Below are 23,889 nucleotides of genomic sequence, written 5' to 3' on the forward strand. Positions count from 1 at the left end.
AGCGGCCTACACGAATTCACCCATGCTCGCCCGCACCGTGTCAACACGGACGAACAATTGCGCAATGCGGATCACGTCCGCCGGACCCCTTCGCCCGGGGTCACGACGAACGAGTCCGGGGCGGTGAAGCCGGCCGACGCGAAGGCCGACGCGACGGCCGACGAGACCGCCTCCGCACGGGAAGCGTCCACCAGGGCGAGCACGCAGCCACCGAAGCCGCCACCGGTCATGCGCGCCCCGTACGCGCCGGCCTCCAGGGCCGCCGAGACCGCGGTGTCGACCTCCGGCACGGTGATCTCGAAGTCGTCGCGCATCGACTCGTGGGACGCGGTCATCAGCGGGCCGATGCCGGCGATGTCGCCGGCGCGCAGCAGGTCGACGGTGTCGAGTACCCGCTGGTTCTCGGTCACGACGTGGCGGACCCGGCGTGCGGAGACCTCGTCCAGGCGCGCCAGCGCGCCGGGCAGGGCAGCCGCGGAGACATCCCGCAGGGCGGCCACGCCCAGAACCCGCGCGGCCGCCTCACACGCCGCGCGCCGATTCGCGTACTCGCCGTCGACGTGCCGGTGCGGCGCGTTGGTGTTGACGACCAGTACCGCCAGCCCGGCCGCGGCGACGTCGAACGGGATGTGCTCGACGTCGAGGGTGCGGCAGTCGAGGAAGAGCGCGTGGCCGGCCCGTGACAGCGTCGACGCCGACTGGTCCATGATCCCGGTCGGCGCGCCGACGTACTCGTTCTCGGCGCGCTGCGCGAGCCGGACCAGCTTCTGGTCGGGGACCGACGCGCCGGCGAGGTCGACCAGTGCCGCCATGACGGCACACTCGATCGCGGCCGACGACGAGAGGCCGGCGCCGACGGGTACGTCGCTGGCGATCGTGATCCGGGCCGCCGGCACGTCGACGCCGGCCTCCCGCAGCGCCCACACGACCCCGGCCACGTAGGCGGCCCAGTCGGTCACCCCGCCGGGCTTCAGGTCGTCCTCGCCGAACGAGACCGCACCGTCGTGCCCCTCGGAACAGACCGTCCAGCCAGCGTCCGCGGGCAGCACCGCCGCGGCGGTGACCTGGGGGAGCGCGAAGGGCAGCACGTACCCGTCGTTGTAGTCGGTGTGCTCGCCGATCAGGTTGACCCGGCCGGGTGCCACCCAGACGGCGGCCGGCTCGGCCCCGGACAGCCGAGCCGCCCGTTCGGACGGGGACGTCACAGCTCCACCTCCCGCAGCCGCTGCGCGGCCTGCTCCGGGCGTACGTCGTTGATGAACACGCCCATCCCCGACTCCGAACCGGCGAGGTACTTCAGCTTGCCGGGCGCCCGCTGGCTGCTGAACACCTGAAGGTGCAGGTAGGACAGGTCGCGGTCGACGCGTACCGGCGCCTGGTGCCAGGCGGAGATGTAGGGCATCGGGAACCCGAACAGCCCGTCGAGGCGGCGCAGCACCTCCAGGTACGCCGGCCCGAACGCGTCGCGCTCCTCGGCCGACAGGGCGGGAAGATCGGGCACCCGGCGGTTCGGGTACAGGTGGATCTCGTACGGCCAGCGCGCGGTCGCCGGCACGAACGCCGTCCAGTGCTCGTTCTGTACGATCACCCGCTCGCCCGAGGAACGCTCGGCGGCGAGCACGTCGGCGAACAGGTTCCCGCCCGAGTACCGGCGCGCCGAGTCGAGCATCCGCCGGCTCCGGGGCGTGACGAACGGGTACGCGTAGATCTGTCCGTGCGGGTGGTGCAGCGTCACGCCGATCGCCTCGCCCCGGTTCTCGAAGCAGAACACCTGCTCGACGCCGGGGAGCGTGTTCAGTTCGGCGGTGCGGTCGGCCCACGCCTCCATGACCAGGCGGACCCGCGACGGGGTCAGCGACGCGAACGACGCGTCGTGGTCGGAGGTGAAGCAGACCACCTCGCAGCGGCCGTACCCGATCCGGGTGTCGGTCAGCCCGGGCAGGTGCGGTGGGTCGACCTCGCCCTCGCGGTGGGAGAACGACGGGAACCGGTTCTCGAACACCGCCACGTCGTAGTCGTACGCGGGGATCTCGCTCGACCGGGTCGGCGTGGACGGGCAGAGGGGGCACTGGTCGGACGGCGGCAGGAAGGTACGGGTCTGCCGGTGGGCCGCGATCGCGACCCACTCGTCCAGGATCGGGTCGTAGCGGATCTCCGACGCCGCGGGTGGCGGTGGCAGGTGCCGGCGGTCCTGCTGGTCGCGCACCACCGCGTCGTTGTCGTCGAAATAGATCAGCTCCCGGCCGTCGGCCAGGTGCGTTACGGTGCGTTTCACTCTTGATCTCCCGTTACGTCGGCGACGATCAGGTCGCCGACGCGTTCGTTCAGTTGTATCCGCGCCTCCTCGGGCAGGCCCGAGTCGGTGATGAGGACGTCGGCGTCCTCCAGTGGTGCGATGGTGGCGATGCCCACCGTCTCCCACTTGGTGTGATCGGCCAGGACGACCAGCCGGCGGGCCGCCGCCACCAGCAGCCGGTTGGTCCCGGCCTCCATCAGGTTCGGGGTGGTGAACCCGGTGCGCGGGCTCATCCCGTGTACGCCGAGGAAGAGCACGTCGACGTTCAGCGAGGCGATCGCGGCCTCCGCGACCGGGCCGGCGAGCGCGTCCGACGGGGTGCGGATGCCGCCGGTGAGCACCACCGTCTGGTCGGAGCGGCCGGAGCGGTAGAGCGCGTCGGCGACCGGGATCGAGTTGGTCACCACGGTCAGGCCGGGCACGTCCAGGAGGAGTGCGGCGAGCGCCGCCGTGGTCGTACCCGCCGACAGCGCGACCGCCGTACCGGGCTCGACCAGCCGCGCGGCCCGGGCGGCGATCTCGGCCTTCTCGGTACGTTGCCGGACCGACTTCGCGTCGAAGCCCGGTTCCTCGGTCGATCCCGGGCCGGCGACGGTGGCGCCGCCGTGCACCTTGTCGACCAGGCCCCGCTCGGAGAGCGCCTCCAGGTCGCGGCGGATGGTCATGTCCGAGACGCCGAACTGCCGTACCAGCTGGCTGACCCGCACGCCGCCCTGACGCCGTACCAGGTCGAGGATCGCCGACTGCCGCTGCTGGGCGAGCATCACGGACCCCCTTCCCGTCGGCGCCGGACACACCGCGGCGGCCAGAAGTCAACAAATCCGAACAGTACCTCACCTCCGCTCCGGGCCTCGCTCACCCGGTCGCGTAATACATCGGATGTGTTCACCCAATCGTTACGCACGCAGGACCGGAAAACTTTACTTACAAAAGACCATCAATATGGACATAGAGTAACGTTGATGCGTCGACGGCCATTGACTTTGCTGAGCGGGAGATTCAATGTGCGTCTTCTGAAGGTTCACGTTTGTTTCTGTGTTTCCCCGTGTACTTCGGCGTGGATCAGGAGGGGCCATGGCCCAGTACCCAGCCGGCCAGTCACCGGCGCCAAGCACCGTCGGCCACCCGTCGCGCCGGGCCGTGCTCCGTGGCTCGACGCTCGCGGCCGGCGCCGTCACCCTGCCCGGCCTGCTGGCCGCCTGTGGGGGCGGTGCGGGCGGAGATGCCGGCGACAAGACGGTGTCCTTCGGTTCCAACCATTCCGACCCGGTCGACAAGGCGGCGATGGAAGCCTCGCTCAAGGCCTACGAAGCCAAGTCCGGCAAGACCGTCAAGATCAACACGGTCTCGCACAACGACTTCCAGACCAACATCAGCCGGTACCTGCAGGGCAACCCGGACGACGTGTTCTCCTGGTTCGCCGGCAACCGCATGCAGTTCTTCGCCAAGAAGGGCCTCGCCGCCGACATCTCCGACATCTGGCAGGGCTTCGACGGGTTCACGCCCGCGCTGAAGGCCGCGTCCACCGGCGAGGACAACAAGCAGTACTTCGTGCCGTTCTACTACTACCCGTGGGCGGTCTTCTACCGCAAAAGCGTGTGGCAGCAGCGCGGCTACCAGGCCCCGAAGACGTGGGATGAATACAGGGCCCTCGCCGCCAGGATGAAAAGCGACGGCCTGATCCCGATCTCGCTCGGCGACAAGGACGGCTGGCCGGCGATGGGCACCTTCGACTACATCGACATGCGGCTCAACGGGTACGACTTCCACATCAGCCTGATGGCGGGCAAGGAGGACTGGACCGGCCCGAAGGTCAAGGGCGTCTTCGACACGTGGAAGTCGATCCTCGCCTACACCCAGGAGGCGCCCAACGGCCGCACCTGGCAGGAGGCCGCCAACACGCTGGTGAACAAGCAGGCGGGCATGCACACGCTCGGGATGTTCGTCGGCCAGCAGTTCAAGCCCGAGGAGCTCGACGACCTCGACTACTTCCCGTACCCGGTGATCGACCCGGCGAACGGGCAGGACGCGGTCGAGGCGCCCATCGACGGTTTCATGGTCTCCAAGAAGGCCAAGAACCTGGCCGGGGCCAAGGACCTGATGAAGTTCCTGGCGGGCCCACAGGCCGAGGACGCCTTCCTGAAGGTCTTCCCCAGCAACGTCGCCTGCCACGCCAAGGCCGATACCGCCTCCTACAACGCGCTGCAGAAGAAGGCGGTCGAGCTGGTCAGCGGCGCCAAGCACATCTCGCAATTCATGGACCGCGACACCCGGCCGGACTTCGCGCAGACCGTGATGATCCCGGCGATCCAGCAGTTCCTCGGCAACCCCAATGACGTCGACAACATCCTCAGGAGCATCGAGGCGCAGAAGAAGACCATCTTCGCTGCCGAGTGACCGTCCGGAATGACCGTCCGAGCGAAAGGGCCGTCGTGACGCTCCCCGCGACACAGGCCGGGCCGTCCGGGCCACGGGCGACGCCACCCCCGACAGGGCGGCGGCGCCCGCGACGCCGGATCCGGCGGTTGACCTCCCGCGACGTCATCACGCTGAGCGTGCTGCTCGGCGTCGCGGTCTTCCTCGACGTCGCGCTGATCTGGGGGCCGACGCTCGCGTCGGTGCTGCTGTCGTTCACCTCCTGGGACGGGCTGAGCCCGATCAAGCCCATCGGTACGAGGAACTACCACGCGATCTTCGAGACCTACCCGCTGTTCTGGCCCGCGGCGCGCCACAACCTGCTGTGGCTGGCGTTCCTCGGGCTGGTCGCCACCCCGCTGGGGCTGTTGCTGGCCGTACTGCTGGACAAGCAGATCCGGTTCACCCGCTTCTACCAGAGCGCGCTGTTCCTGCCGGTCGTGCTGTCGCTGGCGATCGTCGGCTTCATCTCCCAGCTGGTGTTCTCCCGCGACTACGGCGCGCTCAACAGCGTGCTGGGCCGCGGCGCGCACCCGGTCGACTGGCTGGGCGACCCACACCTCAACATTTGGGTGATGATGGTCGCCGCCAGCTGGCGGCATGTCGGGTACGTGATGATCCTCTACCTGGCCGGCCTGAAGGCCGTCGACCAGTCGCTGAAGGAGTCGGCCGCGATCGACGGCGCCAACGAGGTGCAGACCTTCTTCCGGGTCACGTTCCCGACGCTGCGGCCGGTCAACATCATCGTCCTCGTCATCACGGTGATCGAGGCCCTGCGCGCCTTCGACATCGTGTACGTCGTCAACTCCGGCCGCAACGGTCTGGAACTGCTGTCGGTCCTGGTCTTCGACAACATTGTGGGCGAGGCGAGCCGGATCGGGTTCGGCTCGGCGCTGGCGGTGATCCTCTTCGTGATCTGCCTCGGCTTCATCGTCGTGTACCTGTCACGCATCCTCCGTCAGGAGGATCAGTGACGGCCGTGGCCACGAGCGTGGAAGGGTTCCGGCGGCAGGCACCGCGCCCCGCCCGTCTGCTGCTGCACGCCTTCCTGGCGCTCGTGTCGCTGGGCTGGCTCGCGCCGCTGGCGCTGGCGGTGTACGCGTCGCTGCGGCCGTACCACGAGACGGCGGAGGACGGATACTTCTCCCTGCCGCGCACGCTCACACTGCACTACTACGCCTCGGCGTGGCGCGACGCGGAGCTCACGAAGTACTTCCTCAACAGCCTGCTGATCGCGGTACCGGGCGTCGTCCTGACGCTGTTCCTGGCCTCGTTCGTGGCGTTCGCCATCACCCGGGTGCGGCTGCGCTTCGGCGTACCGCTGCTGGTGCTGTTCACCGCGGGCAACCTGCTGCCGCCGCAGATCATCGTGGTGCCGCTGTACGAGCTGTTCAAGCGGGTACCGCTGCCGGCGTCCATGTCGGACTCGCTGACGCTCTACGACTCGTACTGGGGAGTCATCGCCATCCACGTGGCGTTCCAGACCGGATTCTGCGTGTTCGTGCTGGCCAACTACATGAGGACCGTCCCGTACGAGATCACCGAGGCGGCCAGGGTCGACGGCGCCGGGGTGTGGCTCCAGTACTGGCGCGTGATCCTGCCGCTGTGCCGGCCGGCCCTGGCCGCGCTCGGCACCCTCGAGTTCACCTGGATGTACAACGACTTCCTCTGGGCCCTGGTACTGATGTCCACGGGGGACAAGATGCCGGTCACCAGTGCGCTCAACAACCTGCGCGGCCAGTTCTTCACCGACTACAACCTGCTCGCAGCGGGCGCCGTCATCGTCGCGCTGCCCACCATGGTCGTGTTCTTCGCGCTGCAGCGACAGTTCATCGCCGGGCTCACGCTCGGCTCGAGCAAGGGGTGATCCTGGGTGACCTTCCACATCCTGGAGGAGCTGCCGGTCGACCCGGACCGGGCGCGGGTGTACGAGCACGGCTGGCAGAGTTGGAGCCCGACCACGACGTACCCGGTCACCGCGACGTCGTGGCGCCCGGTGCGGCCGGCCACCCAGGTCATGGCCTACCGGCCGGGCAAGCCGGGTCCGGAGCGCGGCTTCCAGGGCGAGGGCCTGCTCGCGGTCGACCCCGGCGACGGCGGCGCGGTGCGGCTGTACGCCACCACCGACGGTCTGGCCGAGGTGGCGTCGATCCGGGCGTCCTTCGTGGAGGGACGGGTACGGGTCAGCAGCGACGGACCGGTCGTCACCCTGACCCACGAATCGATGGAGGGTGGGCTCGCCGCGTGGGGCGACGCGTTCGCCAGCGCGGTCGGGGTGGTGCCGCCGCGGCCGGCGCCGACGGTCTGGTGCTCGTGGTACCACTACTTCACCGAGGTCACCGAGGCCGACATCGACGAGAACCTGGCCGCCCTGGGCGGCCACGACCTGCCGGTGGACGTGGTACAGGTCGATGACGGCTGGCAGTCCGAGATCGGGGACTGGCTGACCCTCTCCGACCGGTTCGCCTCCCTGCCCGGCCTGGTGGCCCGTGTTCGGGACGCCGGTAGGCGTACCGGCATCTGGGTGGCTCCGTTCCTGGTCAGCCGGCGCAGCGAGACGGCCCGGGAACACCCCGACTGGCTGCTGCGCGACGCCGAGGGCGACCCGGTCGACGCCGGGTTCAACTGGGGCGCGCCGCTGTACGCACTGGACACCACCCACCCGGGGGTGCGCGGCTACCTCACCGAGGCGTTCGGCCGGCTCCGCTCGTACGGTATCGACTATTTCAAGATTGATTTCATCTACGCCGGCGCCCTGGACGGCGTGCGCCACGACGACTCCCGCCCGCTGGACGCGTACCGGTCCGGGGTCAACCTGATCCGCGAGGCGATCGGGGACGAGTCGTACCTGCTGGGCTGCGGCGCGCCGATCCTGCCCAGCGTCGGCCTGGTCGACGCGGTGCGGGTCTCGGCCGATGTGGCCCCGGCGTACGAGCCGGCCGACGGAGACCCGTCACAGCCCTCCCAGGTGGGCGCGACGATCTCGACGGTGGCCCGGGCCTGGCAGCACGGCCGGTTCTGGGTCAACGACCCGGACTGCGTGGTGGCCCGGCCGGAGATCGAGCGGCGCGAGGAGTGGGCCGGCGTGGTGGCCCGGTACGGCGGACTGCGGGCCTCGTCGGACCGGATCGCCGCGCTCGACGACTGGGGTCTGGAGACGACGAGACGCCTCCTGACCGACGTGCCGCCACCCACCCCCTTCCCCTCATGAGGGGGACGGGGGGAGCCAGGACGCGTCCGTGCCGACGGTGGTCAGGCGTTGGGTGGCCCGCGACAGGGCGACGTAGAGCGTACGCACGCCGGAGCGCCCCTCGTCCCGGATCGCCGACGGCTCGACGACGATCACGCCGTCGTACTCCATGCCCTTCGCCTCCAGGCTGCCCACCACCTGCAGGCGCTCGTCGCCCGCGCCGGTGAACCAGCCGGCCACCTCGGCCCGCATTTCCATCGGCGTGATCACACCCACCGTGCCGGCCACCTCGGCCAGGACCTGCGACGCCGCCCGCACCGTCAGGTCGCGCAGGTCGGACGGGGCCACGGTGTGGTGGACCGGGAGCATGCCCGACGAGCGCACCGCGGTGGGCAGCTCAAGCTGCGGCTCGGCGCGGCGGATCACCGCGGCGGCCAGGTCGAAGATCTCGGCGGCGTTGCGGTAGTTGGTGGTGAGCGTGTACTCGCTGCGGCGCCGTGTCCCGATCGCCGCCTCCATCGCCCGGGCGGCCTCGGCCGCGTCGGTCCAGGCGGCCTGCGCCGGGTCGCCCACGATCGTCCAGCTCGCGTGCGGACCGCGCCGCCCGATCATCCGCCACTGCATCGGCGAGACGTCCTGCGCCTCGTCCACCACGACGTGCGCGTAGTCGCGGTAGTCCTCGGGGCGCTCGGTGGCGGCCGCGCGGGCCGCGGCCATCCGGTCCGCGTACGTGGTGAGCTCCCGGATCCCGTCGGCGACGTGATACGGGTCGCGGCGGGCCCGCTTACGTACCGGCGGCTTGCCGAGCAGGTCGTCCAGCTCGTCGAGCAGGGCCACGTCGGCGACCGTGTACCCGTCCGGATTGAACGCCCCCGCCAGCCGGTCGATCTCGACCCGCGACAGGATGCCGTCGCACGACCGGCGCAGCCGCTTCGGGTCGGTCAGCCAGCCCAGGACGGTCTGCGGGGTCAGCAGCGGCCACCAAGCGCCCATGAACTGGATGAACTCGCGGTTCGAGGCGATCTCCGAGGCGAACTCCTCGCGGGTCTGCTGCCGGTGAGCCGGCAGCAGCTGCAGGCTCTGCCGCCAGAGTGCGTCCAGCACGTGCCCGGCGGCCTTCGCCCGGACCGCGTTGCGCCGGGGGCCCGGAGCCAGCAGGTCTCGACGGATCTCGTCGAGCGCCCGTCGGTCGAGTTGGAGGAGCTGGCCGCGGTAGAGCACCCGGAACCGGTCGGGTGTGCCGGGCACCGCGTCCCGGACGGCGCGGGCCAGGACCCGCGCCATCCGCAGCGACCCTTTGACGGCGGCGATCTCGTTCGGGTCGTGCCGGGTGGCGGTGACGTCCTCCACGACCTGGGCCAGCGAGCGCAGGGTCACGGTCTCCTCGCCGAGCGAGGGCAGCACCCGGCTGACGTAGTTGACGAACACCTCCGACGGGCCGACGACCAGTACGCCGCCGCTCTCGAACCGGTTGCGGTCGGCGTAGAGCAGGTACGCCGCCCGGTGCAGGGCCACGGCGGTCTTCCCGGTGCCGGGACCGCCGCGTACGAGCGTCACGCCGAGGGCGGGGGAGCGGATCGCGTCGTCCTGTTCGCGCTGGATCGTCGCCACGATGTCGCGCATGCCGTGGCCGGTGGCCCGGCTGAGCGTGGCGAGCAGCGCGCCGTCGCCGACGACCGGCATGTCCTGTGGCGCCGCGGCCGGGTCGAGCAGGTCGTCCTCGACGTCGAGGACGGTCTCCCCGGAGCTGCGCAGGGTCCGGCGGCGTACCACACCCATCCGGTCGGTGGGGGTGGCGCGGTAGAAGGGCGCGGCGGCCGGTGCCCGCCAGTCGACCACGAGCGACTCGTGCTCCTCGTCGCGCAGGCCGAGACGCCCGATGTACCGGGCCTCGCCGCCCGGTACCGCCGGCTCCACGGGGCTGGAGTACTCGTCGCTGCGCCGGGCCTCCGGAGCCAGGTCGAGTCGGCCGAAGACCAGGCCCTCGTACTCGGCGTCCAGGGCGTGCCGGCGGCGCGCGGCGTGGAACACCATCGCGTCGCGCTCGACCAGTGAGCCGTGCGTGCCCACCCGGGACATGCCGTAGCCGGCCTTCTCCGCCTCGGCGACGGTGCGGCGCAGTTCACCCAGCCGGGTGTACACCCGGTCCACGTACCGTTGCTCGTTGTCGATCTCGACCTGACGGATGGGGTCGGAGTCGTGTACAGGTGCGGACAAGCGTGACTCCAGCGGTCGGGAACGGGCCATGGCGAGCTTACGCAGTGTGTCGACGCGAAGGATCGGTCGTCGGGACAGTGTCGCGCGTGCCTGCGGTCGGTGACGACGACCGCGGGCGTCCTACCGTCAGCCGACGGCCGTCGTCTTCTCTTCGGCCGGCGCGGTCTTCGCCTCCTCGTGCAGGTGTCGGGCGGCCCTGTGCTTGAGGAAGATCGTCGTGGCCAGGCCGGCGACCACGGCGACGACCAGAGCCACCCAGGAGAACTGCTTGAGCCAGTGCTCGGCGGCCCGGCCGAGGTAGAAGATCGCGAAGGCGGTGCCGTACGCCCACACGATGCCGCCGGCGGCGTTGGCCAGCAGGAACTTCGGGTACGGCACCCGGAGCGCGCCCGCCAGCGGACCCGCGAGGATGCGCAGCAGCGCCACGAACCGGCCGAAGAACACCGCCCACACGCCGTACCGCTGGAAAAGGCGCTCGGCGTGGGCCAGGTGCGCCGGACCGAAGTGCTTGGGGAACCGACGGCCGAACCGCTCCAGGACGGCGCGCCCGCCGCGCCGGCCCACCGCGTACCCCACCGAGTCCCCGACGACGGCGCCGATCGAGGCGGCCAGCCCCACGAGCCACGGGCTGGTCAGCCCGGTGGAGGCCAACAGCGACGCGCCCACCAGGGTGATCTCGCCGGGCAGCGGGATGCCCATGCTCTCGAGGCCGATGACCAGGCACACCAGCGCGTAGATCGCGAACGGCGGGAGGCTACCCATCCATGCCTCGATGAAATGCACGGTGTTCCTCCCATGGCCGGCACCGGCTGCCATGGGGAGTTTACGCGGGTACGGCCACGGAGGAGGCGCCACCGCTGCAGGCGGGGGCAAACGTGGGGGCCTTACCCCGAGAAGCGGAACCCTCTCAGGCGGCTTCGGCCGTCGCCTCGCCCCGGGTCCGGCGCCGCAGTCGCTGCCCGGTACGGGGCGGGATCGTCGGCACCCCGCTGGCCCGCTGGCAGACCCGCGCGATCGCGCCGGTGACCTCGTCGGGGCACTCCAGCGGCAGCATGTGTCCGGCGTCCGGGCAGATCACGTGCTCGGCCCCGGGCAGTGCGCCGACGATCGTGTCCGCGCAGTTGCTGGGGGTCAGCCGGTCCTGGCCGCCGACCAGGACGGCCGACGGCAGCTTCGCCATGTGCACCAGCGCGTCGACCCGGTGCTGCTCCTCGAACCAGGGCCGGAAGCCGCCGATCGTGGCGAGCCGGGCCTTGCTGATCATGCCGAGCGTCAGGCGTACCGCCGCCGGATCGGCGGTACGGCCGAAGCCGAAGAACCGGATGCCGGGGGAGAGGACGGGCATCATCGGGCGGTGCAGCCGCCACGGGCCGGACCGGGCCAGCAGCGCCGCCCCGGTGAGTTCGAGCGTGCGCACGATCCGCGCGACCCCGGGAGCCAGCCCGTACGTGGTGTGCGTGGTGCCCTCGGCCGTCGTGCACATGAGCGCCACCCCGGCCACCCGCTCGGTGAACTCGGTCGCGTGGCGGTGCGCGTACTCCATGATCGTCATGCCGCCCATCGAGTGGCCGGCGAGGACGACCTTGCCCTCCGGTACCCGTTCGCGCAGGACCGCATGGAGATCGTCGGCGAGCTGGGCCAGGGTCGTGGTGGTACGCGGACAGGCCGTCGAGTGACCGTGTCCGCGCAGGTCGAAGGCGAGGATGCGGAGCGGGGCACCCATCAGGGCCGGCAGGTCGGCGACCTGGCGCCGCCACAGCCGGGCGTCGAGCGTCCAGCCGTGGAGCAGAACGACGGTCAGCGGACTCGAGGGGTCGCCGTGTTCCTCGACGTGCAGGCGTACCCCGTCGGGGAGGCTGACGGTGGATACCGAGGGCATGCCTTCTGATACCCGTGACGTACTCATAGGTAACAAGGTAAATATCCGAGTCCCTCGGACGTGATCACTGTCGCACTTCTGCCGGTTCGGCTGTTCGTAGCCGACCTCGCGGGTGATCCTTGAGAGATGATGGGGCTCCCGCCGTTCGACGAACCGTTGACCACCGGGGCCGGCCGGGACGCCGGCGAGCGGTCCTCGCTCGAGGCGAGCACGCCGCTGGCCCGGCTGCTCGCCGGCAACCAGCGGTTCGCCGCCGGGCGGCCGCGGTACGGGCACGACGTCAACGCGCCCCGGGCGCGTACCGCCGAGCACCGGCCGTGGGCCCTGGTGATCGGCTGCCTGGACTCGCGGGTGCCGCCGGAGGCCGTCTTCGACCAGGACTTCGGCGACATCGTGGTGGTCCGTACCGGTGGGCACGTGCTCGACGACGCGGGGCTCGGCTCGGTCGAGTTCTGCGTCTCCGCCTTCGGCGTGCCGCTCGTCGTGGTCCTCGGCCACCAGTACTGCGGCGCGGTCACCGCCACCGTCCGGGCTCTGGACAGCGGCGTGCGGCCGGGTGGCCTGACCGACCGGCTGGTGGACGAGATCGCGCCGGCGGTCGACCGGAGCGGCGACGCGGATCCGGCGGAGCGCGTGGAGGAGGCGATCGACCGGCACGTCGCCCGTACCGTGGCGAAGGTGTCGGAACTGCGGCTGGTCGCCGAGCGCGTCGCGGCCGGCGCGCTGGAGGTCGTCGGCGCCCGCTACCAGGTGGAGACCGGGCAGGTCAGGGTCCTCGGCCGGTAGGGCACCTCAGACACGATCGGCCGGTAGGACTCTCAGACACGAAGAGCGCCCCACGGACATCCGTGGGGCGCTCAAACGTTGGTTATGACGAGGTCACTCGCCGAAGACGCCGGCCTCGACCAGGCGCTTCTCGGTGGCGTCCCAACCGTGGTCGGGGTTGGCCTCGTTCAGGGCGCCCAGCTCGGCGCGGATCTTGGCGGCGTGCCCGGCCGTGGCCAGCACCCGGATCTCCTCGATGAAGGCCTCGGAGTCGGTGCGCAGGTGGAGGGTCTTGCCGTTGGTCAGGTTACGCACGTAGGCGTTCCGACCGTTGTTCAGCGGGATGACGTACTTGAACTCACCCAGCACGCTCAGGGCGCCACCAGCCGCGCCGGCCTGGCCGGCGCGGACAGAGGCGCGCGCGGTCTTCGAGGTGTTGCTCGCCACGGCGGGACTCCTTGCACAATCAAGCGGGTAATAGAGAAGCGGCACAGGGCGCCGAGGAAACTTTACACGACCACACCTGGTGATCTCATCCTCGACAGTGCCTACCGACCGTCTCGCCTTGCGTTACGGACCGGTCACTAGTTACCTGAACAGGTGCCAGGCGTTAGATATTTCGTCACGAGCCTGCCTTAACGTTCACTGGCGCGCTCCTGGCTACAACCGTCATCATGAACACGGTCCTTTCGGGATCGAGGTCGTAGGGGAAGACGCACCTCGGCTCCGGGAGGTTGATCGTGCCAACACGTGGCGTTGTATACGTCCACTCGACCCCGCTCGCCGTGTGTCCACACGTCGAGTGGGCGATCGCTCGCGTCCTTTCGGCGCCGGTGCGCCTGGAATGGACCGCTCAGCGCGTCGAGCCCGGCGCTCGGCGGGCCGAGTGCGGGTGGACCGGCCAGCCCGGTACCGGTGGGGAGCTCGCCGCGGCGCTGCGACAGTGGCCCATGATCCGTTTCGAGGTCACCGAGGAGCCGAGCCCGGGGGTGGACGGCGAGCGTTACATGCACGTACCGGACCGGGGCCTGTTCCGCGCGACCACCAGCGCCAACGGCGACATCCAGCTCTCCGAGGACCGGCTACGGGCGCTCATGGCCTCCGCGGTCGGGTACGAGGCGCTCACCCACGCGCTGGACAAGGCGCTCGGCAATCCGTGGGACATCGAGTTGGAGCCGTACCGGCAGGCCGGGGAAGGCAGTCCGATGACGCTTCTCACCCGGGTCGGCTGAACCGGGCACTCTTCTGGTTGAGTGGGGCGCGTGCGTGCGCTTGCCGGAATCGCTGCCCTCACCGCCATGACGCTGCTCGCCGGGTGCGGCCCGGGGCCGAGCGGGGCGAGCGCCGGGCCGGCCACCTGGCGCGGCCCGAGCGCGACGGGATCGGCGACCGACCCGGCCGCCCGCGCATCCGCCCTCGTCGCCGGGTTCAGCGACGAGGACCTGGTGGGGCAGGTGCTGATGCCCTTCGCCTACGGCGAGGACGCGACGAAGGCCAGTTCGCAGGCGGCCACCGCCAACCGCGGGTACGCCGGGGTGGACACCGCGGCGCAGATGGTCGAGAAGTACCGGCTGGGCGGCCTCATCCTGATGAACCGGGCGGCGGGTGACCCGACCGCCAGCACGAACAAGACCAGCAACATCACGTCCCCGGCCCAGGTGCGCACCCTCACCGACGGGCTGCAGCGCGTCGCGGCGACGCTGCCGTCCCGGGCGCCGCTACTGGTCGCCACGGACCAGGAGTACGGCGTGGTCAACCGGCTGCGCGACGGGGTGACCCAACTGCCGAGTGCGATGGCGTTCGGGGCCGCCGGTGACCCGGCCCTGACCAGGGCCGCCTGGGCCGCCGCCGGGTCCGATCTGCGTGCCGTCGGGATCAACGTCGACTTCGCGCCCATCGCCGACGTGGTGGAGCAGGGCGGTGGGGTCATCGGCTCGCGCTCGTACGGCTCCGACCCGGCCGCGGTGTCCGGCCAGGTGCGCGCCGCGGTGCAGGGCCTGCGGGACGCGGGGCTCGCCGCCACGCTCAAGCACTTCCCCGGGCACGGCCACACCAACGGCGACAGCCACACCCAGCTCCCGGTCCTGGGCCAGAGCCGCGACCAACTGGCCGCCGGCGACCTGCCGCCGTTCTCGGCCGGCATCGGCGCCGGCGTCGACCTGGTCATGTCCGGGCACCTGGACGTGCGCGCGATCGACCCCGGCGTACCGGCGTCGTTCTCCTCAAAGGTCCTGATCGACCTGCTCCGCGGTCAGCTCGGCTTCAGGGGCGTGGTGGTCAGCGACGCGCTGAACATGGCGCCGGCGCAGAAGTACCCGCCGGGCGAGGCGGCCGTACGGGCCCTCGTCGCCGGCAACGACCTGCTGCTCATGCCGCCGGACCTGACCGCCGCCCAGCGCGGCCTGCTCGACGGGTTGCGGAGCGGCCAGTTGCCGAAGCAGCGCCTGGTCGAGGCCGCGACGAGGGTACTGACGCTGCGACTGCGCCTGGCCGGGTACCGGCAGCCCGACCTGGCGAGCGTCGCCGGCGCCCCGCGCCAGGCGGCTGCCGCCAAGGTGACGGCCGCGGCCGTGACCCTCCTGCGCGGCGGTTGCCAGGGCCCCCTGGTACCGCGGGGGCCGGTCCGGGTGACCGCGTCCAGCGGGCGTGACCAGCAGACCCGGTGGCTGAGCGAGGCGCTGCGGGCGCAGGGGTACGCGGTGGGCCAGAGCGGGCCCGAGGTGCGGCTGGTCGGCTACGGCGACGAGAAGACCGACCTGAGCTCCGGCGCCGCGGTGACGGTCGCGATGGATGAGCCGCTCATCCTCGCAGGCTCGAAGTCGCCGGTCCTGCTGGCCACCTACTCCTCGAGCCAGGCGGCCATGACCTCACTCGCGGCGGTCATCGCCGGCGCGGCACCGGCGCCCGGCCGGTCCCCGCTGGACGTCCCCGGCCTGCCGCGGTCGGGCTGCGTGCGCTAGCCCTTGAACGATCTTGGACACCTGTGCGACCGATAGCTCGCACAGGTGTCCAAGATCCGCGCGGTACCCCCCGTTACAGCGGGATGTTGCCGTGCGCGCCACGCGCGGCGGGTGCCGCCGCGAGCGCCTCCGCGATGCGCCGCCGGGTCTCGGTCGGCTTCACCACGTCGTCGACGACGCCGATCTCCAGCGCCCGGTTGACCCCGCCGGCGACCCGGGTCTGCTCCTCGATCAGTTCGGCGCGCAGCGCCTCCCGGCCCTCGGCCGGTGCCGCGGCGAGCTTCTTGCGGTACAGGATGTTCACGGCGGCCGAGGCGCCCATCACGGCGACCTCGGCGTTGGGCCAGGCGAACACCGCGGTGGCCCCCAGCGAGCGGGAGTTCATGGCGATGTACGCGCCGCCGTACGCCTTGCGGGTCACCAGCGTGACGCGCGGTACGACGGCCTCCGCGAAGGCGTGCAGCAGCTTGGCGCCCCGACGTACCACGCCGTCCCACTCCTGGCCCACGCCCGGCAGGTAGCCGGGCACGTCGACCAGCACGATCAGCGGTACGCCCAGCGAGTCGCACATCCGCACGAAGCGGGCCGCCTTCTCGGCGCTGGTCGAGTCCAGGCAGCCGCCGAGGCGCAGCGGGTTGTTGGCGATGACCCCGACGGTACGGCCGGCGAAGCGGCCCAGCGTGGTCACGATGTTGGGCGCCCACTTGGCGTGCAACTCCACGCCGGGCTTGTCCAGCACCGCGCTGACCAGCGGCTTGACGTCGTAGGCGCGGTTGGTCTGCTCGGGCAGCAGGCTGGCCAGGTCGACCTCGCCGGACACGTCCGCCGGCTCCACCCGGCCCTGGCGGCCCAGCAGCGAGGCCAGTTCGCGGGCCGTGGCCAGCGCGGACTCGTCGTCCTTCGTGGTCACGTGCACCACGCCGGAGCGCCGCCCGTGCGGCTCCGGGCCGCCCAGGCGCGCCATGTCGACCTGTTCGCCGGTGACGCTGCGGACCACCTCCGGCCCGGTGACGAAGATCCGGCCGGTGTCGGACATCACCACGATGTCGGTGAGCGCGGGCCCGTACGCGGCGCCACCCGCGGCGGGGCCCAGGACGACCGAGATCTGCGGCACCCGTCCGGAGGCGCGCACCATGGCGGCGAAGACCTGGCCGACCGCGTCGAGGGCGACCACGCCCTCCTGCAGTCGCGCGCCGCCGCAGTGCCACAGCCCGATCACCGGCATCCGCTCGCGCACCGCCGTGTCGATGGAGTCGACGATGTGGCGGCAGCCCTCGGTACCCATGGCGCCGCCCATCCGGGTCGCGTCCGTGGCGTACGCGACCACCGGGGTGCCGTCGACCTCACCGCGCGCAGCCAGTACGCCGGAGTCGTCGCGCGGTGCGAGCAGTCGCAGCGTTCCCTGGTCGAACAGCGCCCGGAGACGTAGCTCCGGGTCGCGGAGATCGATCGCCTGGGTATCAGGGGAACTCGATGTCAACGTCATGCGTCCTCCGAGGATCAGGCGCGGGCGAAGACCAACGCCGCGTTGTGGCCACCAAAGCCGAACGAGTTGTTCAGAGCAGCGGGGATCTCCATGTGGCGCGCCTTGTGGGCGGCCACGTCCAGGTCGACCCGCTCGTCCGGGTCGTCCAGGTTGATGGTGGGCGGTACCACGCCGTGGTGGACGGCGAGGATCGTGGCGATCGACTCGATCGCGCCCGCGGCGCCGAGCAGGTGCCCGGTCATCGACTTGGTCGACGTCACCACCGGGTGGTCACCCAGCGCCTTGTGCAGCGACACGATCTCCGCCATGTCGCCGACCGGCGTGGAGGTGGCGTGCGCGTTGACGTGTACCACGTCGGACCTGGCGATACCGGAGTCCTTGAGGGCCAGGCTGATGGCGCGGGTCGCGCCGTTGCCCTCCGGGTCCGGCTGGACGATGTCGAAGCCGTCGGAGGTCATGCCGGCACCCGCGAGCCGCGCGTACACCTTGGCCCCGCGGGCCCGGGCCGAGTCGGCACGCTCGAGCACGATCACCCCGGCGCCCTCGCCGAGGACGAAGCCGTCGCGGCCCTTGTCGAACGGGCGGGAGGCCTTCTCGGGCTCGTCGTTACGGGTCGACATGGCGCGCATCGAGGCGAAGGCGGCGATCGGCAGCGGGTGGATGACGGACTCGGTACCGCCGGCGACGACCACGTCGGCCCGGCCGGACCGGATCATGTCGAGCGCCCAGGCGATCGACTCGGCGCCGGTCGCGCAGGCGCTCGTCGGGGCGTGTACCCCTGCCTTGGCCTTCAGTTCCAGGCCGATCCACGCCGCCGGCCCGTTGGGCATGAGCATGGGGATGGTGTGCGGCGACACCCGGCGGGGGCCGCTCGCTTCGAGGACGTCGTCCTGGTTGAGCAGCGTGGTCGCGCCACCGATGCCCGAACCGACGATCACGCCGAGGCGCTCCGGGTCCAGCCCCGCGTCGGCGAGGCCCGCGTCGGCCCACGCCTGGCGGGCGGCGACCACGGCGACCTGCTCCGAACGGTCCATCCGCCGGGCCTGCACCCGGTCGATGGTCGGCTCGACGGCGAGGTGACCGGCGATGCGCACCGGAAGTTGCGCCGCCCACTCCTCGGTCAGGGCGCTGATCCCGGAGCGGCCGGCGAGCATGGCGTCCCAGGTCGACGCGACGTCCCCGCCGAGCGGGGTCGTCGCGCCGAGTCCGGTGACTACGACGTCAACAGTCACGCCTGTGCCTTGGAGATGTACGACACGGCGTCGCCCACCGTCTTGAGGTTCTGCACCTCGTCGTCCGGGATCTTCACGCCGAACTTCTCCTCGGCCGCCACCACGACCTCCACCATCGACAGCGAGTCGACGTCGAGGTCCTCGGTGAACGACTTCTCCTCGGTGACGTCGTCGGGGTTGACCCCGGCGACCTCTTCGAGGATCTCGGCAAGTCCGGCAACGATCTCGTCACGGGTCATTGGGTTGTTTTCCTTCCTGATGTGGAACTCTTGCGGGGGCTTAGGGGCAGCGGACGACCTGTCCGGCGTAGGTGAGACCGCCGCCGAAGCCGAAGAGGAGGACCGGGGCGCCCGAGGGCACCTCGCCTCGCTCGACCAACTTCGACAGCGCCAGCGGCATGCTGGCCGCGGAGGTGTTGCCCGACTCGACGATGTCCTTGGCGACGACGGCGTCGGGCAGGTTCAGCCGCTTGGCGATGCCTTCGATGATGCGCAGGTTGGCCTGGTGGCACACGAGCGCCTTGATGTCGCCCGGCTCGTACCCGGACCGCTTGACGGCGTCCAGCGCCAGCGGGGCGAGCGCGGTTGTGGCCCAGCGGAAGACCTGCTGGCCCTCCTGCTGGATGTAGGGCCGCCAGCCCTCGATACGCACCGCGTCGCTGCGCTCGGGTACCGAGCCCCACAGCACCGGGCCGATGCCGGGCTCCTCGCCCTCGGCCACGGCGGTGACCACGGCCGCGCCGGCCGCGTCGCCGAACAGGATGCAGGTCGAGCGGTCGGTCCAGTCGGTGAAGTCGGACAGCTTCTCGGCGCCGATCACGATGACGTTGCGGGCCGAACCGGCGCGGATGGCGTGGTCGGCGGTGGCCAGGGCGTACGAGAAACCGGAGCAGGCGGTGTTGATGTCGTACGCGGCCGGCGCGCCGATGCCCAGCTTCGCCGCCACCCGGCAGGCCACGTTGGGGGAGCGGTCGACCGAGCTGCAGGTGGCGACGACGACCAGGTCGATGTCGTCGGCGTTGAGGCCGGAGCCCGCGAGCGCCTTCTCCGCCGCGGCGGCGGCCATGTCGGCGACGGTCTCGTTGTCGGCGATGCGGCGGGTGGCGATGCCGACCCGGTCCCTGATCCACTGGTCGTTGGTGTCGACCATCTGCGCCAGGTCGTCGTTGGTGAGTACGCGGGCGGGCTGGTAGTGGCCCATGGACAGGATCCGGGAGCCGGCAACGGTTTGGGTCACTGCGGTACCTTTCTGATCAACTCGCTCGCTCGGCGTGCCCGGGTCGGTCATAGCAGGCGCTCGATACGGGCGACGGGATGGCCGGGCGCCACCGGGTCGTCGGGGTGGACCAGCCACTCGGCGAGGATGCCCGCGTGCGCGGCCACCTCCACCGGTCCCTGGCGCGTGACCACATGGCCGATGACCTGGCCCGTGCGCACCTCGATGCCCTCGACCAGCTGTTCGGCGGGGGTGAAGGTGCCGGCGGCGGTCGCCACCACGACCCGGAACTGCGGCGTCGGCTCGAAGCTCGGCGCGGTGCCGTGGCGGGCGATCGCGTCCCGCGCCGCGGCGAGGTCGTCGGGCGTGTTCACGGTGACGATCTCGATGCCCTTCAGCTCCCGCTTGGCGAGGCCCGCGAGGGTACCGGCCGGCGGCAGCTCGATGATCGCCGTGACGCCGATCTCGGCCAGCGTCCGCATGCAGAGGTCCCAGCGGACCGGCGCGGTGACCTGGCGGACCAGCCGCTGGAGCATCGTCGGTCCGTGGTCGACGGCGGAACCGTCGCGGTTGGACAGCAGCAGGCGGCCGGGCGTGCCGGTGGTGATGCCGCCGGACATCGCGGCGAGGGCCTGCTCGGCGGGGGCCATGTACGGGGTGTGGAAGGCGCCGGCGACCGACAGCGGGATCACGCGCACCCGGGCGGGCGGCTCAGCGGCGAGCTTCTCCAGACTGGACAGCGCGCCGGCGGCGACGATCTGGCCGGCGCCGTTGCGGTTGGCCGGGTAGAGCCCGGCGGCCTCGATCGCGGCGATGACCTCGTCGGCGTCGCCACCGAGCACGGCGCTCATGCCGGTCGGCTCGAGTGCACACGCCGCCGCCATCTCCCGGCCGCGTACCGCGGCGAACGTGATGGCGGCCTCGGGCGTGAGCACCGCGGCGAGGGCGGCGGCGCCGACCTCGCCGATGCTGTGCCCGGCGACCACGCCCACGTCGTACATCGGCAGGTGCTCGGCGGCCAGCAGCGCGGCGGCGACCAGCAGCGGCTGGGTACGAGCGGTGTCCTTGATCTCGTCGGCGTCGGCGTCGGTGCCCAGGTGTACGAGGTCGAGCCCGGCGAGGGCCGACCACCATCGCAGGCGCGCCTCGGCGCCGGGGAGGTCGAGCCAGGGGGCGAGGAAGCCGGGTTTCTGTGACCCCTGTCCGGGGGCGAGTACGGCGAGCACCTCTATGACTGTTCCGGATATGCGCCCACCACGCGGGTACCGCTAGGCACGAAACTCGACGACTTCTTTTGGAGGGTTCCTCCAAAGGATGTCGTCCGGTTCCCCTCGGCAACACCCGCTGTTTTGCCGTGTCATGTGGAGTTAACCGAGGTCGGGGGTGTTGCCGACGGATCAAGCCGGCCAACCGTCAGTGCGATGCGGAGCGCGAACGCGTCGCGCGTCGTGAGCGGCGTGAAACCGGTCACCTCGCCGATGCGCCGCAGGCGGTACCGAACGGTATTCGGATGTACGTACAGGGTGCGTGCCGCGCTCTCCAGTACCCCGCCGGCGGCGAAGAACGCGTCCAGAGTGTCCAGTAGTTCGCCGCCGGCGCGCAGCAGCGCCCCGTACACGTCCTGGCGCAGGATCCGGCGCGCCTCCGCGTCGCCGGCCAGGGCCCGTTCCGGGAGGAGGTCGGCGGCGGCCACCGGCCGGGGCGCCGCGGGCCAGGCCGGAGCCGCGCGGAACCCGGCGAGCGCGGCCCGGGCCGACTCGGTCGCCTCGTCCAGGCTCGGCACGGCCGGGCCGACGACCACCGGGCCGTCGCCGAACCCGACCAGCAGCTTGTGGGTGGCGTCGAGGGGGTCGGCCGCGCCGCCGAGTACGACCACGAGCCGGTCGCCGTGCACCCCGCCGAGGATCTCCACGCCGATGCGGCGCGCCACCCGGTACACGGTGTGCAGCACCATCGCCACTTCGCCGCCGGGTGAGCGGCCGACCGCGACGGCGACCGGCGGGGCGTCGCCCCACCCGAGGGCCGCGGCCCGGCTCGCCAGTACGTCGGAGGAGTCACCGCGCAGCAGCGCGTCGACCAGCAGGGCCTGCAGCCGGGCGTCCCACGAGCCGCGGGTCTCGGCGGCCCGGGCGTACACCCGGGCGGCGGCGAAGGCGATCTCCCGGCTGAAGCGCAGGATCGCCTCCTGGATGGCCAGCTCCTCGCCCTCGGCGGCGAGGTGGGGCACCTGCTGCTCGGCGACCTCGATGGTGATCCTGATGAGCTGGACCGTCTGCTGAAGGTTGATCGAGCGCGCGAGGGCCCGGGGCGCGGCGTCGAACACCTCGTCGGAGACCTCCTGGGGGCCGCCGCCGTCACTCTCGCGTCGGCGCAGCCACTCCACCAGCGACCGGACGCCGGCCTGCGCGACCAGCATCACCCAGGCGCGCTGGTCGGCGGGGAGCTCCCGGAACCACGGCAGGACCTCGTCCATCCGTGCGACGCTCGCGGTGGCGAGGGAGCCGGCGGCCCGCTCGATGGCGCGGATGCTGGCCGCCAGGGGCGTGGCGTCACCCGTGGCGCCGCTCGTGCCGTCGGTCCCGGCCGGGGTACCTGCCTGCCTGGTCATGGCCCTGAGCTTGTCATGAGCCGGCACGAGGCGGGGAGGCGGTGCATCCCCACCGGCATATATTGATGACCGTTGACATATTTGGGCGCTGCTGCTAAAACGAGCGTGAGAGCGCTCTCTCGCGCGCTTGACCGCCGAAAACGGCCCTGTCGAAAGGCGTCCCCATGAGCCCACCCACGCACGCGCTCCCCCGATCACGCGGGCGCGCCTTCCGGCTCCTCACCGTCGCGGCGGCCCTCCTGGTCGTCGTGGCGAGCTGGCTGACCACCAGGGTCAGCGCCGCCGCGGCGCCACCCGCCCCGCCCGGCTGGAGCCTCGCGTTCAGCGACGACTTCAGCGGTGCGGCCAACACCGGGGTCAACCGGTCCAACTGGCTCTACGACCTCGGCCACGGTTACCCCGGCGGCGCGGGTAACTGGGGCACCGGCGAGATCGAGAACATGACCGACAGCACCGCCAACGTGTACCAGGACGGCGCCGGTCATCTCGCCATCAAGCCGATCCGCGACGGCGCCGGCAACTGGACGTCGGGTCGGATCGAGACCCAGCGCACCGACTTCGCCGCGCCGGCCGGCGGCAAGCTGCGGGTCGAGGCGTCGCTGCAGCAGCCCAACGTCAGTGGCGCGGCGGCGGCCGGCTACTGGCCCGCCTTCTGGATGCTCGGTGCCGCCGCACGGCCGGTGGGCGCCACCAACTGGCCGAGCATCGGCGAGATCGACATCATGGAGGACATCAACGGGCGCAGCTCCGAGTTCTCTACTCTCCACTGTGGAACCGCCTCGGGCGGTCCGTGCAACGAGACCACCGGCATCGGCAGCGGTGAGCGGGCCTGCGGTGGCTGTCAGACCGGCTTCCACACGTACGCCATGGAGTACGACCGCAGTGTGTCGCCCGAGCAGATCCGCTGGTACCTCGACGGCAACAACTTCTTCACCGTCGACTCGAACCGCGTCGACGCCACCACCTGGAACAACGCGACGCACCACGGATTCTTCATCATCCTGAACGTGGCCATGGGCGGCGGGTTCCCGGGCGCGTTCGGCGGCGGGCCCACGGCCGCCACCCAGTCGGGCGTACCGATGCTCGTCGACTACGTCGCCGTGTACACCAGTGGCGGCGGTGGCGGCGGCACGACCCCGCCCCCGCCGCCCCCGCCGTCGGGTGGTGGCTCCGACGCGTACTCGACCATCCAGGCGGAGAGTTTCAACGCCCAGGGCGGCACGCAGACCGAGGCCTGCTCCGACAGCGGCGGCGGCCAGGACGTCGCGTTCATCGCCAACGGTGACTGGCTGCAGTTCAACAACGTCAACTTCGGCTCGAACGCGGCACACCAGTTCAGCGCGCGGGTCGCGTCCGGCGCGGCCGGCGGCGTCAGCGGCCTGGTCGAGGTACGCCTGGACAGCCGGTCGAACGCCCCGATCGGCAGCTTCTCGGTCGCGAACACCGGCGGCTGGCAGAGTTGGCGCACCGTGCCGGCCAACACCTCCGCGGTCACCGGTACCCACACGGTGTACCTGACGTTCACCAGCGGCCAGCCGGCTGACTTCGTCAACGTCAACTGGTTCACGTTCGGTCACTGATCCCGGGGTGCGGGAGGCGGGTGCAGCCCCGCCTCCCGCACCAGGA

At 71.4% G+C, this 23,889-nt stretch carries 21 protein-coding genes; 8 read left to right on the forward strand and 13 right to left on the reverse strand.

Features of this window, described 5'->3' with window-relative positions; all coding sequences use genetic code 11:
* Positions 1-71 precede the first annotated feature (71 nt).
* From galK to Pme01_RS07350, 3 genes are read right to left on the reverse strand one after another with little or no spacing between them, the layout of a single operon-like run.
* Complete coding sequence (gene galK, locus Pme01_RS07340) at positions 72-1,205, reverse strand: galactokinase (RefSeq protein WP_168117249.1); 1,134 nt, start codon at positions 1,203-1,205, stop codon at positions 72-74.
* Positions 1,202-2,275 carry a galactose-1-phosphate uridylyltransferase gene (gene galT, locus Pme01_RS07345; protein WP_168117279.1) on the reverse strand — a complete coding sequence of 358 codons (1,074 nt, stop codon included), beginning with the start codon at positions 2,273-2,275 and terminating at the stop codon, positions 1,202-1,204. Before galT ends, galK begins: the two co-directional genes overlap by 4 nt.
* Positions 2,272-3,060 carry a DeoR/GlpR family DNA-binding transcription regulator gene (locus Pme01_RS07350; protein ID WP_168117280.1) on the reverse strand — a complete coding sequence of 263 codons (789 nt, stop codon included), beginning with the start codon at positions 3,058-3,060 and terminating at the stop codon, positions 2,272-2,274. Before Pme01_RS07350 ends, galT begins: the two co-directional genes overlap by 4 nt.
* Positions 3,061-3,370: 310 nt before the next feature.
* Here Pme01_RS07350 and Pme01_RS07355 point away from each other — a divergent pair, with 310 nt between their 5' ends.
* From Pme01_RS07355 to Pme01_RS07370, 4 genes are all read left to right on the forward strand, one after another.
* A complete protein-coding gene (locus Pme01_RS07355) occupies positions 3,371-4,693 on the forward strand; it encodes an ABC transporter substrate-binding protein (protein WP_168117281.1) in 1,323 nt (440 codons plus the stop codon).
* A gap of 128 nt (positions 4,694-4,821) precedes the next feature.
* Positions 4,822-5,685 carry a carbohydrate ABC transporter permease gene (locus Pme01_RS07360; RefSeq protein WP_205864346.1) on the forward strand — a complete coding sequence of 288 codons (864 nt, stop codon included), beginning with the start codon at positions 4,822-4,824 and terminating at the stop codon, positions 5,683-5,685.
* On the forward strand, positions 5,682-6,578 hold the full coding sequence (locus tag Pme01_RS07365; protein WP_168117283.1) for a carbohydrate ABC transporter permease: 897 nt from the start codon (positions 5,682-5,684) through the stop codon (positions 6,576-6,578). Before Pme01_RS07360 ends, Pme01_RS07365 begins: the two co-directional genes overlap by 4 nt.
* A 6-nt stretch (positions 6,579-6,584) precedes the next feature.
* Positions 6,585-7,922 (forward strand): glycoside hydrolase family 36 protein, encoded by a 1,338-nt coding sequence (locus Pme01_RS07370; protein ID WP_203935483.1) that lies wholly within the window; start codon positions 6,585-6,587, stop codon positions 7,920-7,922.
* Here Pme01_RS07370 and Pme01_RS07375 read toward each other — a convergent pair.
* From Pme01_RS07375 to Pme01_RS07385, 3 genes are all read right to left on the reverse strand, one after another.
* Complete coding sequence (locus tag Pme01_RS07375; RefSeq protein WP_239088069.1) at positions 7,917-10,118, reverse strand: HelD family protein; 2,202 nt, start codon at positions 10,116-10,118, stop codon at positions 7,917-7,919. The two genes, Pme01_RS07370 and Pme01_RS07375, sit on opposite strands and share 6 nt — an antisense overlap.
* Before the next feature lie 126 nt (positions 10,119-10,244).
* Entirely contained in the window at positions 10,245-10,880 is a 636-nt protein-coding gene (locus tag Pme01_RS07380; protein WP_239088070.1) for a DedA family protein, read from the reverse strand.
* Between the two features lie 145 nt (positions 10,881-11,025).
* The gene (locus tag Pme01_RS07385; protein WP_168117286.1) at positions 11,026-11,997 is read right to left on the reverse strand and encodes an alpha/beta fold hydrolase; all 972 of its coding nucleotides are present in this window, start codon (positions 11,995-11,997) and stop codon (positions 11,026-11,028) included.
* A 126-nt stretch (positions 11,998-12,123) separates the two neighbouring features.
* On the opposite strand from Pme01_RS07385, the gene Pme01_RS07390 reads away from it, so the two are divergent.
* On the forward strand, positions 12,124-12,783 hold the full coding sequence (locus Pme01_RS07390; RefSeq protein ID WP_308441035.1) for a carbonic anhydrase: 660 nt from the start codon (positions 12,124-12,126) through the stop codon (positions 12,781-12,783).
* A 93-nt stretch (positions 12,784-12,876) separates the two neighbouring features.
* On the opposite strand, the gene Pme01_RS07395 is transcribed toward Pme01_RS07390, so the two are convergent.
* A complete protein-coding gene (locus tag Pme01_RS07395) occupies positions 12,877-13,209 on the reverse strand; it encodes a hypothetical protein (protein WP_168117287.1) in 333 nt (110 codons plus the stop codon).
* Between the two features lie 293 nt (positions 13,210-13,502).
* Between Pme01_RS07395 and Pme01_RS07400 the strand changes: the two genes are divergently transcribed.
* Both Pme01_RS07400 and Pme01_RS07405 read left to right on the forward strand, forming a co-directional pair.
* Positions 13,503-13,994 (forward strand): DUF3145 domain-containing protein, encoded by a 492-nt coding sequence (locus tag Pme01_RS07400; RefSeq protein WP_168117288.1) that lies wholly within the window; start codon positions 13,503-13,505, stop codon positions 13,992-13,994.
* A gap of 66 nt (positions 13,995-14,060) precedes the next feature.
* Positions 14,061-15,722 carry a glycoside hydrolase family 3 protein gene (locus Pme01_RS07405; RefSeq protein ID WP_168117324.1) on the forward strand — a complete coding sequence of 554 codons (1,662 nt, stop codon included), beginning with the start codon at positions 14,061-14,063 and terminating at the stop codon, positions 15,720-15,722.
* A 73-nt stretch (positions 15,723-15,795) separates the two neighbouring features.
* On the opposite strand, the gene Pme01_RS07410 is transcribed toward Pme01_RS07405, so the two are convergent.
* The 6 genes from Pme01_RS07410 to Pme01_RS07435 form a co-directional block, all read right to left on the reverse strand.
* Positions 15,796-17,208, reverse strand: coding sequence for an acyl-CoA carboxylase subunit beta (locus tag Pme01_RS07410; protein ID WP_168117289.1), 1,413 nt, complete (start codon positions 17,206-17,208; stop codon positions 15,796-15,798).
* Between the two features lie 14 nt (positions 17,209-17,222).
* Positions 17,223-18,440: a beta-ketoacyl-ACP synthase II gene (gene fabF / locus Pme01_RS07415; protein ID WP_168117290.1), complete on the reverse strand. Its 1,218-nt coding sequence runs from the start codon at positions 18,438-18,440 to the stop codon at positions 17,223-17,225.
* Complete coding sequence (locus Pme01_RS07420; RefSeq protein ID WP_167925897.1) at positions 18,437-18,679, reverse strand: acyl carrier protein; 243 nt, start codon at positions 18,677-18,679, stop codon at positions 18,437-18,439. The genes fabF and Pme01_RS07420 overlap by 4 nt, the downstream gene beginning before the upstream one ends.
* Before the next feature lie 40 nt (positions 18,680-18,719).
* The gene (locus Pme01_RS07425) at positions 18,720-19,676 is read right to left on the reverse strand and encodes a beta-ketoacyl-ACP synthase III (protein WP_275408504.1); all 957 of its coding nucleotides are present in this window, start codon (positions 19,674-19,676) and stop codon (positions 18,720-18,722) included.
* A 47-nt stretch (positions 19,677-19,723) separates the two neighbouring features.
* Positions 19,724-20,881, reverse strand: a complete 1,158-nt coding sequence (locus tag Pme01_RS07430) for an acyltransferase domain-containing protein (RefSeq protein WP_168117292.1) — start codon at positions 20,879-20,881, stop codon at positions 19,724-19,726.
* Between the two features lie 131 nt (positions 20,882-21,012).
* Positions 21,013-22,263 carry a PucR family transcriptional regulator gene (locus Pme01_RS07435; RefSeq protein WP_168117293.1) on the reverse strand — a complete coding sequence of 417 codons (1,251 nt, stop codon included), beginning with the start codon at positions 22,261-22,263 and terminating at the stop codon, positions 21,013-21,015.
* A 164-nt stretch (positions 22,264-22,427) separates the two neighbouring features.
* Between Pme01_RS07435 and Pme01_RS07440 the strand changes: the two genes are divergently transcribed.
* Positions 22,428-23,843: a glycoside hydrolase family 16 protein gene (locus Pme01_RS07440; protein ID WP_168117294.1), complete on the forward strand. Its 1,416-nt coding sequence runs from the start codon at positions 22,428-22,430 to the stop codon at positions 23,841-23,843.
* Positions 23,844-23,889: the final 46 nt, after the last annotated feature.

The organism is Planosporangium mesophilum (assembly GCF_016863255.1).
GTDB classification, from domain to species: domain Bacteria; phylum Actinomycetota; class Actinomycetes; order Mycobacteriales; family Micromonosporaceae; genus Planosporangium; species Planosporangium mesophilum.